We start from the raw sequence: 18,221 nt of genomic DNA, 5'->3' as shown, positions 1-18,221 counted from the left end.
GTTGTTGATGGTTATGGTTGTCCACAGACTGCAACACTAAAAGTAAACTTTGCACCGAGTAAATACAATGTTTCAGAAGAACTTGTTAACGATCTTCAAAACTTTGCACTCTTCTTAAAAGAAAACTCCGGATATCAAGTTATTATCTATGGATATACAGATAGTATCGGTAGTGAGGCAGCAAACAAAAAGCTTTCACAAAACCGTGCAAATGCTGTAAAAGAAGCTCTTAGTCGTTATGGTATAAAAGCTACTAGAATGACTGCTATCGGTAAGGGAGAAGCTGACCCAATAGCTGATAATATGAATAAAGCCGGACGTGCGCAGAACAGACGTATTGAAGTAGAGTTACTACAGTAATCTTAAATATGTCAGTTTGTAATGTAAAAGTGATTTTAGTAGATGTTATTTTGGCTATAATTACTTAAAATTTAATAAATATAATTTACTAAAAAGGGAATATAATGAAAAAATGCTTATTACTAGCTCTATCTGTGATAGTATCACTTAGTGCACAGGATTTAAAGCTAACTGTAGATGAAGTTTTATCTACTAACCCAGTCATTCTTGAAAGACTCAAAAACTACAATGCAACAAAAGAAGATATCAAAAGTGCAAAGTCTGGATACTACCCAAAAGTTGACCTATCTTTAGGTGTTGGTACTGAACATACTGAAAAACGTGCTAGACCTGGTCTAGCAGATGCTTCATTTGATTTTTCTGTATATCAAAACTCATTAACATACACTCATAATCTTTTTAAGGGTTTTGAGACTAAGTACCAAGTAGAACAACAAGAAAATAGAACTGTAGCAGCAGCATACAGCTATATAGAAAAAGTTAACGACACTTCATTTACGATGGTAAACAGTTACCTTCAAGTTATGAAGAACAAAGAACTTTTAGATACTGCAAAAGCAAATATCGATATAAACAAAGAAATTTTCAACAAAGTACAAAAACTTTATGATGCAGGTTTAACTACTCTTTCAGAAGTAAATAAAATAGAATCATCTCTTTCTCTTGCAAAGTCAAACTATGTTGTTCAAGAAAACACGCTTATGGATGTTACCTACAACATGCAAAGAGTTTTAGGAAGATATCTAAACCCAGAAGAGATGACAAGACCGGAACTTAATGTAGCACTTCCTGCCACTATAGAAGACGCAGCACAATACGCTATGCAAAACAATCCATCGCTTTTAGTAAGTAAGTACAATATCAAACTTGCACAAGCTACATACAAAGAGAAAAAATCTCCTTTTTATCCTCATTTAGACATAGAAATATCTCAAGCTATGAACAAAAACCTAAGTGCAGTAGAGGGTGAAGACGACCGTTTCCGAGCAATGGCATTTTTAACATACAACTTCTTTAATGGTTTTGCGGATGAAGCGGCACTACAAAAAAGCGTAAGTACAATCCATCAAGAAGTAGAGTTGAAGAATACTCTAAGAAGAGAAGTTATAGAAGGTCTTAACCTTTCATGGGCAGCCAACGAAAAACTAGGGGACCAATTAAATCATCTTAAAGATTATAAAAAATTCTCTCTAAAAACTCTTACTCTTTATGCAAAAGAGTATGATTTGGGTCGTCGTTCACTACTTGACCTACTTTCTGCGCAGAATGACTTCATTGGTGCAAAATCTCAAATAATCAATACTGAATACAGTATGTTATTTGCTAAGTACAGAATCTTAGATGCAATGGGGACACTTGTTCCAACTGTTATCGGAAATACTGATATTGTTTACTCAAATGTTGGTCTTGTAGGTGAGACACCTATCAATGAAGATGCCCTTCCAATAGCGTTTGACAGGGACAGAGATCTTATAGTAGATGAAGAAGACATCTGTAATAACTCACTATCTACAGAGATGCGCAGCATCTATGGTTGTAAATTTGTATATGAAGATACTAAACGTATAGAGAGATACAGCGGTTTCTTATTTGAAGACGGTAGTGCTAACCTAACTGGAGCAGGTCAAGAGAGACTTAACAAACTGATTACTCAGATTCAACCGTATGGCTGGAATAATCTTAAGTTTGATATTTTAGGTAATGTTGAAGATGAAAAGATGACTGAAGAACAACTGCTTCAACTTTCAGAACAAAGAGCAGAGACAATAAAAACAAAGCTTACTGAAGCTGGTGCGAATGTTGCTTTCATAGTATTACATTCTAAAGCTGACACAGCTCCAATGTTTAGTAATGAAAGTGATGACTCTATTGAGTTAAACAATCGTGCAGACATTATTGTTAGAAAACTGAAAAAATAAGAACCTAAAGGTCAAGACATATGCTTATAACAAGTGCAGATAACTTGAGAATGGATTCCTTGCTAGAGTGCTTGGTTTTGTTTACAAAGTTATATCATAAACCTTTTTCAGCAGAAGCACTAACTGCTGGACTGCCTATAGAGCCTGGTGCTGAGACACCAGAGCTTTTTTCTATTAACAATGCGAAAGGTCTTTTCTCTCGTGCAGCAGAAAAAGCAGGCTTGAAATCAAGCCTTATCAGAAGACCACTTTCACAAATATCACCGCTACAACTTCCTATGATAGTTTTACTTTCAAATCAAAGTGCTTGTATCTTAGATAGATATAGTGAAGATGGAAGTCAGGTAAAAATAATAATGCCTGCGGAAGAAGCAGTTGAGCAGTGGGTAGATCTTGATGTACTAGAAGATGAATATATCGGTTATGGCTTTATGGTTAAAAAAGCTTTTGAGTATGCAGATGAAAACTCAAGAACTCTAAACTTAGATCAAAAGCATTGGTTCTGGAGTACTATAAAATTATCTGCAGGAGTTTACAAAGATGTTCTCTATGCTTCACTTCTTATAAATCTATTTGTTCTGGCTTCTCCATTATTTACGATGAACGTTTATGATAGAGTGGTACCAAATAATGCAATTGAGACACTTTGGGTATTTGCTATTGGTGTAAGTATCATCTATGTTATCGATACATTTTTAAAGTTTACTCGAACCTATCTCTTAGAGAGTGCGGCTAAAAAGAGTGATATTATTATGTCATCTATCATTTTTGAAAAAGTACTAGATTTAAAAATGGCTCATCATCCCGCTTCTGTAGGATCATTTTCTAGTAATCTAAAAGACTTTGACTCTATTAGAAGCTTTTTAACAAATGCTACTATGGCTGCTGTAATTGACCTTCCGTTTGCTATTATATTCTTAGCTGTAATCGGTTATATCGGCGGAAGTATTGTTTTTATCCCTATCACTACTATGTTTTTAATCCTTCTTTATGCAATACTTATCAAAAAGCCTTTACGTGCAAGTATTGAGAGCACGCATGAAGCAAGTGCAAAGAAAAGTTCTATCCTGATAGAGACTCTTAATAATATAGAGACTTTAAAAACACTTGGCACTCTAGGTCAATCGCAATGGAAATGGGAAGAGTCTACTGGAGAAATAGCTAACAGAAGCTTTAAATCTCGCTTACTCTCTGCTTCAATTCCTACAATTACTCAACTTTTCATTCAATTAAATACCGTAATGATTATTGTTTACGGTGTATATCTTATCCAAGAGTTTGAACTATCAATGGGTGGACTAATAGCGATAGTAATTCTTACATCAAGAACACTAGCTCCAATGGGACAAGTTGCTTCTATACTTACTAACTATGAAAACACTAAAACATCTTATGATACACTTAATGAAATAATATCTCAACCAAGTGAAAGACCAAATGGTAAAAAATTCCTTGAAAGACCAAAATTTAGTGGGCATATTGAGTTTGTTGACGTAACGTTTTCCTACCCAAACACTGATGTTCCAGCACTTAAGAACGTCTCTTTTACAATAAAACCAGGTGAAAGTGTTGCTATTATTGGTCGTATAGGCTCAGGAAAAAGCACTATTCATAAGCTAATCTTAGGACTTTTTGAACCTAATTCTGGACAAATTCTCATAGATGGAATTGATATTAAGCAAGTAGACCCAGCAGACCTTAGAAAAAACATAGGTTACGTTTCTCAGGATATTATGCTATTTCGTGGAACAGTTAAAGATAATATCACTTTTTGTGCTACACATGCTAGTGATTCTCAGATGATACGTGCTGCAAACATCAGTGGGACTTCTGAGTTTATCAAGAAACATCCAAAAGGCTATGAGATGCCAATTGGAGAGAGAGGGCAAGGTCTATCTGGTGGGCAAAGACAAAGTATTGGTATTGCTCGTGCATTTTTAGTTGAAACGCCTATTATGTTAATGGACGAACCTAGTAGCTCCATGGATCAATTAACAGAATCAAAACTTCTTGATAATTTACAAAGAAACTTAAAAGACACTACTTCAATATTCGTAACTCAGAAAATGACACTCCTAAGTATAGTAGATAGAGTTATTGTACTCAATGAAGGTAGAATATATATAGATGCACCTAAAGAGGAAGCATTAAAAAAACTACAAGGCAAAGGGGATAAAATTGAAAAACACACATAAGCCTGTAGAGTATAATGAAAAAGACTATGAATTTATGAATAGTCTTAGTTCTGCTATTTTGGTTCAAACTCCTTCGAAAGTTAGTAGAGTGATTAAAATATGGATTATTACTATCTTTTTACTTATAATTTGGGCTTCTCTTGCTGAGATAGATGAGATTACTAGAGGAAATGGTGACGTTATACCTTATGGACAAAATCAAGTTATTCAAAATCTTGAAGGTGGTATCGTAGAGTCAATCTTAGTAAAAGAGGGAGAGACTGTTAAGCGTGGTCAAATTATACTAAAAATCAATAATGCAAAATCAACTTCTTCATCTAGAACAAATGAGATGAAGTTTAACGAACTTAAAGCTAAAAGGCTAAGACTTTATGCTGAAGCAAATCAACTAGAATTTAAAGATATAGAGACAACTTTTCCAGAACAAAAACAGCAGATAAGGCTGGCAAAAGAACTTTATGATTCGGCTAAATTAGAGTTTGAAGCTAAAGACAACTCTTTCATAGAACAGATTAATCAAAGAAAACAAGAGTATAAAGAAGCAAAAGCAAAAGTTAGATCTTTAAAAAAATCACTTGAATATGTTTCAGAAGAGATTGGAATGACTGCACCTATGGTTAGAGAAGGGGTAAAATCAAAAGTTGATTTTTTAAAACTTAAGAGAGAAGCTAATGATATTGAAAACAGTATAGAAGCAGCTGAACTTTCATTACCTCGTCTAGCTTCTGCTATAACAGAGTATAGAGAAAAACGGATAGAATCTAAACAACTATTTATTAACAATGCAAAAAAAGAACTTAATGAGGTTACTGCAGAGCTTGCAAGACTAGAAACTCAACAAATCGCATTTAGTGATCAAGTTGAAAGAACCATGGTTAAGTCTCCTGTTGATGGTATTGTCCAAAAACTATTTATAAATACAGTTGGAGGTGTTATTAAACCTGGTGATGATTTAGTTGAAATAGTTCCAACGAATGAGAAACTATTTTTAGAAGTAAAAATCAAACCAAGTGATATAGCATTTTTACATCCTGGGGCAGAAGCTAAAGTAAAAGTATCAGCATATGACTTTGCTATTCACGGTGGTCTAATTGGAAAAGTTGTAAACATCTCACCTGATACTATAACAGATAGTAAAGAAAACACTTTTTACATAATCCATATAGAGACAGAGAAAAACTACCTTGGAACAAAAGAACATCCATTACAAATCATTCCCGGTATGACTGTAAATGTTGATATTGTAACGGGTCAAAAAACTGTTATGCAGTATATTTTAAAACCTATTTTAAAATCAAAACAATATGTTTTTTCGGAGAGATAAAATGAATATTCTATTTTTCAGCTCTAATATGGATATTATAAATGAATGGAAACAAAGACATGCTGTAACAGACAGCATTGTATGTGCAGATGTTGATTCTTTAAGTGATAAACTTAACGATTACAATAACTTAATTATCATTGCTGACTATGACAGTATCGCTTCTGAATTAAACACTATGATATCTTCAGGTTTAATTCCAAATAACTTAATCGTTTTAGAAAAATCTCCTGCAATTGTGACAGGTAAAATGTTGATATTACGAGGAATAAAAGCATATGGAAATTCAAGGATGCTAACTCATCACTATAATCAAATGATTAAGACAGTTTCTGAAGGTAATATTTGGACATACCCTGAACTAACAGCTGAACTTGCTAAAACTAGCAATAAACAATCTCTAAACAAAGATGCTTTGGAATTAATAGAAAATAGGCTTTCACAAAAAGAACTAGAAGTAATATATCTTATTCTAGATGGGTTAACTAATGATGTCATTGCTTCAGAGCTTAATATAACTACAAGGACAGTAAAAGCACATATAAGTTCTATATTTTCTAAACTGCATATAAATGATAGAGTTTCATTAATCCTTTTGTTGAAATAGTTAAGTATGAATAGTTCTGAAGACTTTAAGTCTTTTTTCTCAGATATTAGAATTTCTTTAGAAACAAATATTCCTATAACGAAAGAGTATGACTCATTATTTAATTTTGACAAAAGTATTTCTCAAATATATATAACTCTTTTTCAGGAAAACAACAATTCTATTAGGTGGGGATCTAGAAGAGATACACTTTCAAAAACCATAAATAGAGTAGTAGAAAAACTAAAACAAAATAATGATTTTTCGAATTTTTCAATTAACAATACTAAAAAATGCCGCATTCTTTTTGAAATTATCACTAAAGAATATGCCTGTAATATAAGAAACTTAACCACGTTAAAAATGGATTCTCCTAATAGATTCGAACCTGGTGTTAATGGATTAATCTATCAATACAAAGGTATAACTAGATTTTTTATGCCAACAGACGGATATACAAAATCAATTATGAGTGTCAGACAACTACTTAACTATCTTTCAAAACAGTGTGGAGTTTCAAAACTTACAGATAAAATAAGTGAGAGAGTTCATCTGATGAGAAGAGAACCAATTGTATACACTTTTATTGAAAGTTTGGCGTATGTATCATTCAACAATGAAGTTCTAAAATTAGAACGTGGCTACCCTATTCCAATAGATTTCAATAAAGAAATGCTTTATGATAAAACAATAAAAAGTATTGATTGGCTTATCAAAAATATGAATAATGATGGAAGTTTTCTATACTATTATGACCCGTATAAAGATACTATAGTTGATGATATGCATCCTGAGATGCTAGATCCATTGTATAACAACATACTCAGACATAGTGGTGGCACAATTACCTTATTACGTGGGTATGAACTTAATGGAAATAAACTTTACCTAAAAAAAGCCAAAAAATCTATAGATTTTCTACTCTCTACATTTAGAACTCATAAATACAAAAAAGAGTTTGCTTGTTATCCGTTTTTTAACAAAAAATCGAAACTTGGCGGTGCTGGTATAGGCCTTGTAGCTATAATGCACTACTATATAAAGACAGGTGATGAGTCTTACAGAAAAGAGATGGATGGTCTTGTCAGACATATATTAAGCAGAGTAGACAAAGACGGTGAATTAATAGGCTATTATATTCACCCAAAATTTAATAATGGCAAAGCTATAACAAATCCAAGTGATAATATTAAAAAAGAATTATTTTCATTTTACTATCCAGGTGAAGCACTATTAGGATTAGCTCTTTACTACTTACACACAAAAGATATTGAAAAAAATTTAAAAGAAGATATTAAGATCAAATCAAAAATGGCTCTTGATTTCTTAGTTGATGTGAGACCGATTAAATATGACTATTTATTTGATTCACTTCCTGCAGATGCTTGGCTTATGCAAGCTATAGAGGAATGGATAAAAGTAGATGGATTTAAAAAACAAAATTATATTGACTTCGTATTTAATGATACTAAAACTATGCTAGAACACATGTATACTGAAGAAAATACTCTACAGACAAATAAGGACTATATTGGTGGTTTTTATTACGATTATGGTGATCATGTATATCACGATGCTTCAAGGTGTGAAGGTATTGTAAGTGCATACTATTTAGCGAAATACATTAAAGATGAAGAAAAAGCCAAATGGATTATGAACAATATGCTACTTAGTGCAAAAGGACTTATGAAAACATTTAATTCAGAAGAATCAACATATTCTCATCCAAATAACAAAGCTCTTCATAGTTTTAGGTTTAAACTAACTCGCCAGTGGGTCAGAGTTGATAGTGTTCAACATGCAGCTTGCTTTCTAAGTAGGCTTTATAAAACATTGTAGATTATTGGGAACATAATGATAAATAAAAATATTTATAACAACGAAAATTGTTTATTTATTGAAGAACCCTTCTCTGATAAACTTATAATAATTTTTAGTGGTGTTAATGCAAATAGCTTTACTGGTTATAAATTATTTTCCGACTATAAAACAAATAAACTTTTCATTAGAGATCATAGAAAAAACTGGTACAACGGTTTTATTGAAAATTTTTCAAAAGATGCAGATGATTTACTAAGCATTATTAAAAAAATAACAGATAACTTCATACCAGAGAATATAAGCATGTTTGGTTCAAGTATGGGTGGATATGCTGCAATTTTATTTGGTTTGAAATTAGATGTTGGCTATATAGTAGCTTTTGGACCTCAAATAATGCTGGATTCTAGAATGCCTAACAATCCATCTACAATGAATGAAATAATATATGACAACTTATACAAAGTATTAGATAATTACAATAAAAGTAAAATAACCATATATTTTGGGAGTGAAGATTTAGGCGACATCTATCATTTGTCTTATATGAATAACTATGAGAACGTATCACTAAAATGTATCTATGGTGCTCCGCATGATATTATGTATTATTTCAATAAAATGAATCTCATGAAAAAAGTTTTAAATTCTCATTTACTTGAAAATTATGAATTCAAGTATTCTATACCATCATATTATATATTTTCAAATGATAAAATTATTAAATTGACAAGAGAAGGCGTACTCCAGTTTTATAACGAAGAATATGACAAAGCTTTATATACTTTAACAGAAATAGTTTTAGCTGAGCCATCTTGGAGTGCAGGATGGGCTTTTTTAGGTAAAATACAAATAAAACTAAAGCTATATGATGATGCTCTCGAATCACTTGAAAAATCATTTGAAATATTTTACAATACTGAACATCCACATTTTGATGCAGGTTTAATTCACTTTAAACGAAAAGACTACCATAAATCTTCACTAGAATTTAAAAATGCTCTCAAATTTTCTACTATTGAGAAAAAAGCACATATTATGAAACTAATAATATCTTTAAGGGAAGAAGGTAAATATCATGAAGCTATGAAATACCTTAAAAAGATTCAAGAAAAAGATTCAAAAAACTTTGGTTTTTTATTTCAAACAGGTAGGTTAAATTTATTGAATAAGAACTATTATTCTGCTATTAAATATTTTAATAAAGCTTTAGAATTTAAAAAAGACACTAGTACCGTGACAAAATTTAATGATATTGCTAAAACTGAATTAAGTAAAGTTACAAACAACCTACCTTCTTATAGACTATTTGCAAGTGGAGATTGTATTTTGGCAAGACGAATGCACCACTTTTATGAAAAATATGGAAAAGAGTGGATACTAGGAGATTTACCTTCACTTACAAAACAATGTGACGTTGTAATGACTAACTTAGAAACTGTAATATCAAACAGAGGTACTATCGCTCCAAAGGGTGATAAACGACCATTTGTCTTTAGAGGGTCTCCTCAGTTAGTTAATATACTTCTTGATTTAGATATAAATATATTGACAACAGCAAATAATCATAGTATTGACTATGGTAGTTCTGCATTAAAACAACAAAAAGATATTTTTAATGATTTAGATATAGCCACTCCAGGAAGTGGTAGTAATTATGAAGAAGCTACAAAACCAGAATATGTAAAAGTTGGGGATGTCACCTTAGCATTTATATCAATTTTCACATTTTGGGATTCAGATAAATATTGTGCTACTAAATCAAAAGCAGGTGTTTTTCATATTACCGATAAAGTTAAAATCATTAATGAACTCACAAAATTATATAAAGAAGCAAATAACTATGCTGATTTAATTATTTTGTCTCCTCATTGGACAAAAAACTGGACATCATATCCAAGTTATGAAGAAAAACAATTTGCACGAAATATTATTGACATTGGATATGACGCAATTATTGGTCATTCATCGCATCTATTACATGGGATAGAACTATACAAAAATAAACCTATCATCTATGATATGGGTACTTTTTTAGTTGATAACATTTCTGGGCATAAAGAGCTAAATAATTCAGCTTGTTTTGTATTAGAGTTTGATAAATCAGGATTTAATAAAGTTGAAATTTATCCACTAAAACTTAAGAATGGTCAAGTTGACTTTATAAAAAATGTTAAAGAGAATAATCTATATAAAGAAAAATTCATCAACCTTACAAAGCAAATATCTGAAGATATTTTTTTTGCAGATATAGATGATAAATTAGTAATTGAATTTTATAATAATTCAAAACCTATAGAAGATAAGAAAACACCAAAAAAAGTTTATAATAGCACTAAAAAAATAAAATCAATAAACCTAGAAAATATCCAAAAAACAAACGTCCTTTTGGGGACTATGCCAGAGTGGGTTTTAAACAATAAAATAGATATCATTTTTGATAATTCATCTAAATTAATTGCATCTAAAACAACTGAAATATTTAGGCAGGGAACAGGTTTTTTAATTGAAAATTTACTTATACCATATCATTCACTATCTACGGATAGATGGGAAATACAAATATATGGTAAACATATTGATAACCTAGATAGTTTCGAAGACTTTCATCCTATATCTAATGGAATATATAATCCTATATACTGGAAAAAAAATGATTTAGTTTTAGATTACGCAGTTGTAAGACCAAAACCTAATTTGACAACTGGGATTTATAAACTATATTTTGGGTTTTATAATTTTTCAAAAAAAGAGCATATGAAATTTGATTCATCAAATAAGAATGATTTAGACAAGCAAGTATATATAGGAAACATAGAAGTAGTAAGTGATGGAGTGCCAAATTGTGCTTCAGGAATTGATTGGGATGGTAAGAAATAAATTTGAATTTTTTATATAAATTATTATTTTTTTATTTTATATTATTACTTAATCTAAATGCATTAGAACTTTTAAATGATTATAATAAATCAAAGTTGTATTTTCCAGAAAAAAGCTGGAAACAAATAAAAGATCCTAGCGACATGGGTTGGTCAATAAATAAATTAGCAAAAGCAAAAAAATATTCACAAAAAATATCAAGAAGTAGCGTTCTCATTATAGAAAATGGCGTTATAGTATATAGCTGGGGGGACTTGGAAAAAAAATATAATTTATATTCAATAAGAAAAAGTATATTAAGTGCTACATATGGAAAATATATACTGAACAAAACTATTGATATTAACTCTACACTACAAAAATTAAATATAAATGATATAAATAACTTGTCTGTTGCAGAGAGAGAAGCAAAAATTTCAGATTTATTAAAATCTAGATCTGGTGTTTATCACCCAGCAGCATACGAAACAAAAAAAATGAAAGAAATAAGACCTTTAAGAGGAAGTCATAAGGCAAATGAATATTGGTATTATAATAATTGGGATTTTAATACACTACTTACAATATTTGAACAAGAAACAAAAAAATCATTTTTCAAAACATTTAAAAATGATATCGCTGACAAAATTAAAATGCAAAACCTTAAATTAGAAGACATGAGATATGTATATGATAAAAAATCATCTATACATCCGGCATACCCCTTTAGAATGAATATTTTAGACCTAGCTAGATTTGGTTTATTAATGGAAAACAATGGTAAATGGCATAATGATAGTATCATTTTTAAACAATGGATTCAAGAAAGTTTTAAAAAATATACTATACTTGATAATAAATTTTGTAATTCTTATGGATACATGTGGTGGAGTAGTAAAGATATATATTGTGCTAGGGGATTTGGTGGTCAATGGCTTGTTATTTTACCAAAATCAAATATAGTTATAGTTCATCTAGTAGATATAAAAGAATCTAATCGCATTAATACAAAAAAATTTAAAAATTTATTTTTTAAAATTATAAATTCAAAATTATTATAACTCTATATTCAAAACTTCTTTTATCCATGTTTTAGCTATTAATGCGTGACCAGCCGGTGATGGATGAACACCATCATATAGCCAATACTCGTATGGTTTAAGTTTTGAAGCCTCTTCAAATACAGACTGTAGTTCTATGTATTGTATATCTAAATCACTAGACATCTCTTTTAATATATCATGTGTTTCATTTAGAACTTGTTTTCTCTTAGTCCAATTTTTCATTCTTTTATCAACAGGTAGAGAAAATGGTTCACAAATAATTATAGACGAACCTGACATCTCTTTTTTAAAGTCATTTAACAATTCTATATAAATATCTCTAAATTTAATTAAATCTGTAGTGCCATTGTCATTAACAATAGCGCCTATGTTATTAATGCCTGCTAAAATAGAAAGAGTGTCTGGCTTTAATGACAAAGTATCTTTGTGCCATCGTTTAGATATATCCTCAATTTTATCTTGTGCTACCCCTCTATTTATAAATGAGTAATTTTTAAAATGATAGTTCAAAGATAAATATGAAGCGATAATATATACATAGCCATGCCCTAAGTTATGACTAATATTATCACCTCTACTTCTTCTCATATCAGTTATAGAATCACCTTGAAATAGAATCCTATTATTTTTTTTCATTTATTATTATACCAAACAAGCCACACCAAACATATTATAATAGATATTCTTCTTTATTAAATATATATTTTATTTCATCTATTCCTTCAGAATATAGTGGAAAATAAAATGTTTTTAACTTATTTATTATGAGTTTTTCATCAATATACTTATTTATTTCAATTGAACGTTTTTTACTACACTTGACTATATTTTCTAGTGAATCTAAAAATACAATTACTTTTATTGTATGTGTATCTAGAAATGGTGTTATCCATTTTTTTCTATTTGAGAGCATGAGATTAGGGTTATCTATAATTATATTTTTATTCTTTGAATTTTTAGCAAACTCTCTTTTAGCTTCATATAGTTCATCGGCTTCTTTTTCTACATCAGGATTTTCTTTAACAAAGTCATATGCTTCATCATAACTATGTTTCCCATACTTTTTACCTATTTCTTCATCACAAGAGTCTCTATTTATTGTAATAAATTCTTTTGATTTTCTATTAACCCAACTGCTTTTTCTAGAACACGGTGGTCCTACCAATATGTACAAAATATTTTTCTTAGTAGATTTTATTTTTTTATTTTTAGAAATTTGGTTTATTTTTTTTATTGATTGGTCAACCCTATCAATATCATAATATTCTATTTTACTTTCGTCTATTATTCTGCCAAACAAGTCACATCTAACATATTCAAATAGATCTTTTAACAAATTTTCTTCATATATAAACATTTTACTCAGCTCATCAAAAGAAGGATCGTTATATTTTATATGATCAATTATTGTATATTGGAATGAAATTATTTTTATTATTTCTATGATTTCATTTTCTGGCACATTTGCTTTTTTTAAAATTTCTAAAGCTACAAAAGAAGACACACCTTCAAAATCTCCAAATATTACTTTAGAATTCTCAGAATCAACTTTCCTTGTGAATACTCTTCCTAAGTCATGTAGAAGGATAGCCCATAAAATAGTTTTTTTTACTTTATGCTTTATACCTAAATTATAAGCCATAACAGTATGTGACCAGACGTCACCTTCTAAGTGATGAAGATTAAAAACTCTATTTTCATAATGGTAACTACACTCTCGCATTTTAGTAACATATTCAGGGAAATGTTCAATGAACCATTTTATCATTTTTAACCAATACTTTAAAATACTTATACTCTAGAACCACTGAGTAAAAGTGATTCTAAAGCTCAATTAGTTAGATAATTTAAATACTAACTTTCTACATCAATGTTTTGACTAATTTCTAGTGTAACATCTGTACCATCATCAAGAGTAGCAGTGTACTCATTATACGTTTCTCCACTATCAACTATTATTGATTCTCCTAATACCCATTCACCTTCAAGATTCACTTCATCTTTATCATCACCATCTATACGAAGTGTGTTATCAGAATCTGTCATATCAAGAACATCTCCGATACTTAATGAAATTTCATGTTTACCTGCTGTCATATCGATAGTATCTATGTTTTCACCATCCATACTAGCAAAATCAATATCAGGTTCTGTTTGCATTATTAAAGTATTGTTATCTTCAGCATTCGCGTCAGAAGCTACTTCTGCAGTACCATGAACTTCAATATTATCAATTAATGCTCCGTAACTATCACTTGTACCTTCTCCAGCTATTTCAAGAGAAACTTCATCTACATCAGTTGTATCAAGAGTTATAGAGTAGTTTGACCAACCATTTTCACCTTCTGTAATCACAACGCCTTCTGAAGCTGTACCATCATGACTTAAGTCATATTTTTCACCATTAATAGTAATACTCATATCACTTGACTCAGAATCTTGTCTTGGTTGATAATCTAGTGAGACAGTAAGTTCATCAGTACCAGAAGTATCAAAGTCTTTAGATATTGTAGTATTTTGATGAGCATCTAGCTCAGCAATTTTATCGCCATCTGTTGCAGTTCTAACTAAACCTGAATTCTCAACTTCAATACCATTTGTTTCATCCCAGTCTTTATCGTTAACAACTCCCCATGTACCACTATAGTTATTATCTTCAAATGATTCTTTAAAGTTAATTGTCTCTACCGACTCTTTAGTATCATCAGATTTTTTATCTTCAGCATTTTCTTGAGAGTCTTTATCTTTGTCATCACGGTCGTGTTTATTACCACCTTTACCATTTGCATCAGAGTTATCATCTTTTTCTTTTGCATCTTTTGAACCGTCTTTTGAACCGTCTTTTGAACCGTCTTTTGAACCGTCTTTTGATCCATCTTTAGATCCATCTTTAGATCCATCTTTTGAACTGTCTTTTGATCCATCTTTTGATCCATCTTTTGATCCATCTTTTGATCCGTCTTTTGAACCGTCTTTTGAACCGTCTTTTGAACCGTCTTTTGAACCGTCTTTTGATCCATCTTTTGAACTGTCTTTTGATCCATCTTTTGATCCATCTTTTGATCCGTCTTTTGATCCATCTTTTGATCCGTCTTTTGAACCGTCTTTTGATCCATCTTTAGAACCGTCTTTTGATCCATCGGGATCAGTGTCTGTGTCAGTGTCTGTATCAGTGTCTGTGTCTGTGTCAGTATCTGTGTCTGTGTCTGTGTCTGTGTCTGTGTCAGTATCTGTGTCTGTATCAGTGTCTGTATCTGTGTCTGTATCAGTATCTGTGTCTGTATCTGTGTCAGTGTCAGTGTCAGTATCTGTATCAGTGTCCGTGTCTGTATCAGTGTCAGTGTCAGTGTCTGTATCTGTGTCAGTGTCAGTGTCTGTGTCTGTATCAGTGTCTGTGTCAGTATCTGTGTCTGTATCAGTGTCAGTGTCAGTGTCAGTGTCTGTATCAGTGTCTGTGTCCGTATCAGTATCTGTGTCCGTGTCTGTATCAGTGTCTGTGTCTGTGTCTGTATCAGTGTCAGTGTCAGTGTCCGTATCAGTATCTGTGTCAGTGTCTGTGTCTGTATCAGTGTCAGTGTCCGTATCAGTATCTGTGTCAGTGTCAGTGTCTGTGTCCGTATCAGTATCTGTGTCCGTGTCTGTATCAGTGTCTGTGTCAGTATCTGTGTCTGTGTCTGTATCAGTGTCTGTGTCAGTATCTGTGTCTGTATCAGTGTCTGTGTCTGTGTCCGTGTCTGTGTCTGTATCAGTGTCTGTGTCTGTGTCTGTATCTGTGTCAGTGTCTGTATCTGTGTCAGTGTCTGTGTCAGTGTCTGTGTCTGTGTCTGTATCAGTGTCTGTGTCTGTATCAGTGTCTGTGTCAGTGTCTGTGTCTGTATCTGTGTCTGTGTCTGTGTCTGTATCAGTGTCTGTATCAGTGTCTGTATCAGTGTCTGTATCTGTGTCAGTGTCTGTGTCTGTGTCTGTGTCTGTATCAGTATCAGTATCAGTATCAGTGTCTGTGTCAGTGTCTGTATCAGTGTCTGTATCTGTGTCCGTATCAGTATCTGTGTCAGTGTCTGTGTCAGTGTCTGTGTCAGTGTCTGTGTCAGTGTCAGTATCTGTATCTGTATCAGTGTCAGTGTCTGTATCTGTATCTGTGTCTGTATCTGTGTCTAATAATCTGTCTCTTTCAGCACGATCATCATCAACATTTTCATCTTGCTTTTCTATTGAAGTATTATCAAATTCTCGTTCACGTAAATCTGCATTAATATCTACACTTGCATTATTTACATCAGCAAAATCAGCTTCACCACCTTCTGATGATTGAGGGCCACCTTCTCCTCCAGCTGCAGTTTCAAGATCATCAATATCATCTGTTTCGCCAAGATCATCTAACATTGATTTTATAGAGTCCGGCTGAGTTACAGTCTCATTCTCAGCAAATTCTTCAGATGCTAAAGAAGAATCAAATAGTTGCTCTTGATTTCCAAGAATTACGATATCACCATAACCATCCTTCATAGAAACTATTACACTATCAATAGCCTTATTTGAGCTATCTCCAACAATAGCTTCTCCCTCATGGATATTATCGCCTTTTGAAATCTCACGAAGCGAACCATCCTCAGCTTTTACATAAAACTTTCCATCTATACTTTCTATTTTTCCTATTACCTTAGACATAACATACTCCTCGAAAACAAATTAATTATATTATAGTACGATAATTAATGATATTTGTACATTGGACTCTAGTACAATAGAGATAATATTAAAGAGGTTATAATATATAATCATATTATGAAAAATTTTATCCTAAGTTTACTGAATTTCACAAACTTATATTTAAATATAAAATCCACATATAGAGCTATATTATGAAAATACTAAACGAGTTTATTAAAAAAAATCATGATCTAGTAGATCAGATGAAAGCTTGTTCTTACTCATACGATAAAAATAATTTAAACCTGCATCACCTTGAAGGTGATGTATGGACTCACACTATGATGGCATATACCAATACTGTAAAATATAAGTGCTCAAACATTGTTAAATGGGCAGTAATCCTACACGATATAGGTAGAATTTACACTAGAAATGAAAACAAAAAACATAAACGTATATCATTTGGAAACTTTGAGGGTGTATCTGTTTTTACATCTATAGATGTATTGAATAAAACAGATTTAACTCATGATGAAAAAATTAAAATTTTTAAAATCATCTCTTATCAATATACGATAATAGACCACATAAAATATAATAAGCCATCAATAAAAAAACTCCTGAGTAAGTTTCAATACGAAGAAAATATTTTAGAAGAACTAGCCCAATATGCAAGATGTGACTTGCTTGGAAGAAAAATAAGTCAAAGCAAAATAAACATGTACAACAAAAAAAATATGCAAGACTTTATAACTTATACTAAAAATATAAAACAAAACAAAAAAATATTAATGACAAAAAAATATAGTATAACTATCCTAGTTGGCCCGCCATGCTCAAAGAAAAGCACTTGGGTTGAAGCAAATAGAGGTGATTCTATAATTATTAATAGAGATTCATGTGTTGAAGAAATAGGAAGAAAATATAATAAAAATAATTATGATGAAGCTTACTATTATATGAGAGATAATAAAAATATAAAAGATGAAGTAGATGCCCTAGATGATAAAAAAGGCATAGAAGCAAAAAACTCCAAAAATAAAAATATAATAATAGACAATCCAAATCTTAGTATCAAAAACCGAAGAAAATGGATCGATGCATTTAAAGTCACACATGTAATAAAGCTAATTGTATTTCTTCCTTCATTTGAACAGTTACAAAAATGTAGCAAGGAACGCGGGAAAAAAATAAATAAGAATATTAGTAGACAAAATTTTATAAATAAGTTTAAATTGTTTAATTTTCCACTATTAAATGAAGGAATAGACTATATAACCTATAAAAAATAAATATAATAATATAAAAAGGAGTTTGATAAAATAAGTTGAGAGATAAGTAAATTGATCAACTAGGCAGCGACCTACGTTTCCAACCCTGCAAGGGCAAGTATTATCAGCGATGAGAGGCTTAGCTTCTGGGTTCGGAATGGAGCCAGGCGTT

12 protein-coding genes are annotated in these 18,221 nt (G+C 31.2%); 9 read left to right on the top strand and 3 right to left on the bottom strand.

Going from position 1 to position 18,221, the window contains the following annotated elements; all coding sequences use genetic code 11:
• The 8 genes from ABZC13_RS13410 to ABZC13_RS13375 all read left to right on the top strand — a co-directional run.
• Positions 1–360: OmpA family protein (locus ABZC13_RS13410; RefSeq protein ID WP_373004923.1), on the top strand; the 360-nt coding region annotated here is incomplete at its 5' end.
• A gap of 104 nt (positions 361–464) precedes the next feature.
• Positions 465–2,279 carry a TolC family outer membrane protein gene (locus ABZC13_RS13405; protein ID WP_373004920.1) on the top strand — a complete coding sequence of 605 codons (1,815 nt, stop codon included), beginning with the start codon at positions 465–467 and terminating at the stop codon, positions 2,277–2,279.
• Between the two features lie 20 nt (positions 2,280–2,299).
• On the top strand, positions 2,300–4,474 hold the full coding sequence (locus tag ABZC13_RS13400) for a type I secretion system permease/ATPase (protein WP_373004916.1): 2,175 nt from the start codon (positions 2,300–2,302) through the stop codon (positions 4,472–4,474).
• Positions 4,458–5,798, top strand: a complete 1,341-nt coding sequence (locus ABZC13_RS13395; RefSeq protein ID WP_373004912.1) for an HlyD family type I secretion periplasmic adaptor subunit — start codon at positions 4,458–4,460, stop codon at positions 5,796–5,798. Before ABZC13_RS13400 ends, ABZC13_RS13395 begins: the two co-directional genes overlap by 17 nt.
• 1 nt (position 5,799) lies before the next feature.
• Positions 5,800–6,405, top strand: coding sequence for a response regulator transcription factor (locus ABZC13_RS13390; RefSeq protein WP_373004909.1), 606 nt, complete (start codon positions 5,800–5,802; stop codon positions 6,403–6,405).
• 6 nt (positions 6,406–6,411) lie between these two features.
• A complete protein-coding gene (locus ABZC13_RS13385) occupies positions 6,412–8,223 on the top strand; it encodes a protein containing Six-hairpin glycosidase-like domain protein (RefSeq protein WP_373004906.1) in 1,812 nt (603 codons plus the stop codon).
• Positions 8,224–8,238: 15 nt separating this feature from the next.
• A complete protein-coding gene (locus ABZC13_RS13380) occupies positions 8,239–11,082 on the top strand; it encodes a CapA family protein (RefSeq protein WP_373004903.1) in 2,844 nt (947 codons plus the stop codon).
• Positions 11,083–11,084: 2 nt separating this feature from the next.
• Complete coding sequence (locus tag ABZC13_RS13375) at positions 11,085–12,122, top strand: serine hydrolase domain-containing protein (RefSeq protein ID WP_373004900.1); 1,038 nt, start codon at positions 11,085–11,087, stop codon at positions 12,120–12,122.
• Here ABZC13_RS13375 and ABZC13_RS13370 read toward each other — a convergent pair.
• From ABZC13_RS13370 to ABZC13_RS13360, 3 genes are all read right to left on the bottom strand, one after another.
• Positions 12,117–12,761, bottom strand: a complete 645-nt coding sequence (locus ABZC13_RS13370) for a GDSL-type esterase/lipase family protein (RefSeq protein ID WP_373004897.1) — start codon at positions 12,759–12,761, stop codon at positions 12,117–12,119. The genes ABZC13_RS13375 and ABZC13_RS13370 overlap by 6 nt on opposite strands.
• Before the next feature lie 34 nt (positions 12,762–12,795).
• A complete protein-coding gene (locus ABZC13_RS13365; RefSeq protein WP_373004894.1) occupies positions 12,796–13,893 on the bottom strand; it encodes an AAA family ATPase in 1,098 nt (365 codons plus the stop codon).
• A gap of 86 nt (positions 13,894–13,979) precedes the next feature.
• Complete coding sequence (locus tag ABZC13_RS13360; protein WP_373004891.1) at positions 13,980–16,793, bottom strand: cell shape-determining protein MreD; 2,814 nt, start codon at positions 16,791–16,793, stop codon at positions 13,980–13,982.
• A 194-nt stretch (positions 16,794–16,987) separates the two neighbouring features.
• Here ABZC13_RS13360 and ABZC13_RS13355 point away from each other — a divergent pair, with 194 nt between their 5' ends.
• Positions 16,988–18,070 (top strand): AAA family ATPase, encoded by a 1,083-nt coding sequence (locus ABZC13_RS13355; RefSeq protein WP_373004888.1) that lies wholly within the window; start codon positions 16,988–16,990, stop codon positions 18,068–18,070.
• Positions 18,071–18,221: the final 151 nt, after the last annotated feature.

Origin of the sequence: Sulfurimonas sp. (assembly GCF_041563035.1) — a bacterium.
GTDB lineage: Bacteria > Campylobacterota > Campylobacteria > Campylobacterales > Sulfurimonadaceae > Sulfurimonas.
This window is presented reverse-complemented; position numbering and strand designations above follow the sequence as displayed.

Coding starts and splice junctions, on each gene's coding strand:
- ABZC13_RS13370 (WP_373004897.1), bottom strand. CDS start 12,761: ATGAAAAAAAATAATAGGATTCTATTTCAAGGTGATTCTATAACTGAT.
- ABZC13_RS13365 (WP_373004894.1), bottom strand. CDS start 13,893: ATGATAAAATGGTTCATTGAACATTTCCCTGAATATGTTACTAAAATG.
- ABZC13_RS13390 (WP_373004909.1), top strand. CDS start 5,800: ATGAATATTCTATTTTTCAGCTCTAATATGGATATTATAAATGAATGG.
- ABZC13_RS13355 (WP_373004888.1), top strand. CDS start 16,988: ATGAAAATACTAAACGAGTTTATTAAAAAAAATCATGATCTAGTAGAT.
- ABZC13_RS13380 (WP_373004903.1), top strand. CDS start 8,239: ATGATAAATAAAAATATTTATAACAACGAAAATTGTTTATTTATTGAA.
- ABZC13_RS13405 (WP_373004920.1), top strand. CDS start 465: ATGAAAAAATGCTTATTACTAGCTCTATCTGTGATAGTATCACTTAGT.
- ABZC13_RS13400 (WP_373004916.1), top strand. CDS start 2,300: ATGCTTATAACAAGTGCAGATAACTTGAGAATGGATTCCTTGCTAGAG.
- ABZC13_RS13385 (WP_373004906.1), top strand. CDS start 6,412: ATGAATAGTTCTGAAGACTTTAAGTCTTTTTTCTCAGATATTAGAATT.
- ABZC13_RS13360 (WP_373004891.1), bottom strand. CDS start 16,793: ATGTCTAAGGTAATAGGAAAAATAGAAAGTATAGATGGAAAGTTTTAT.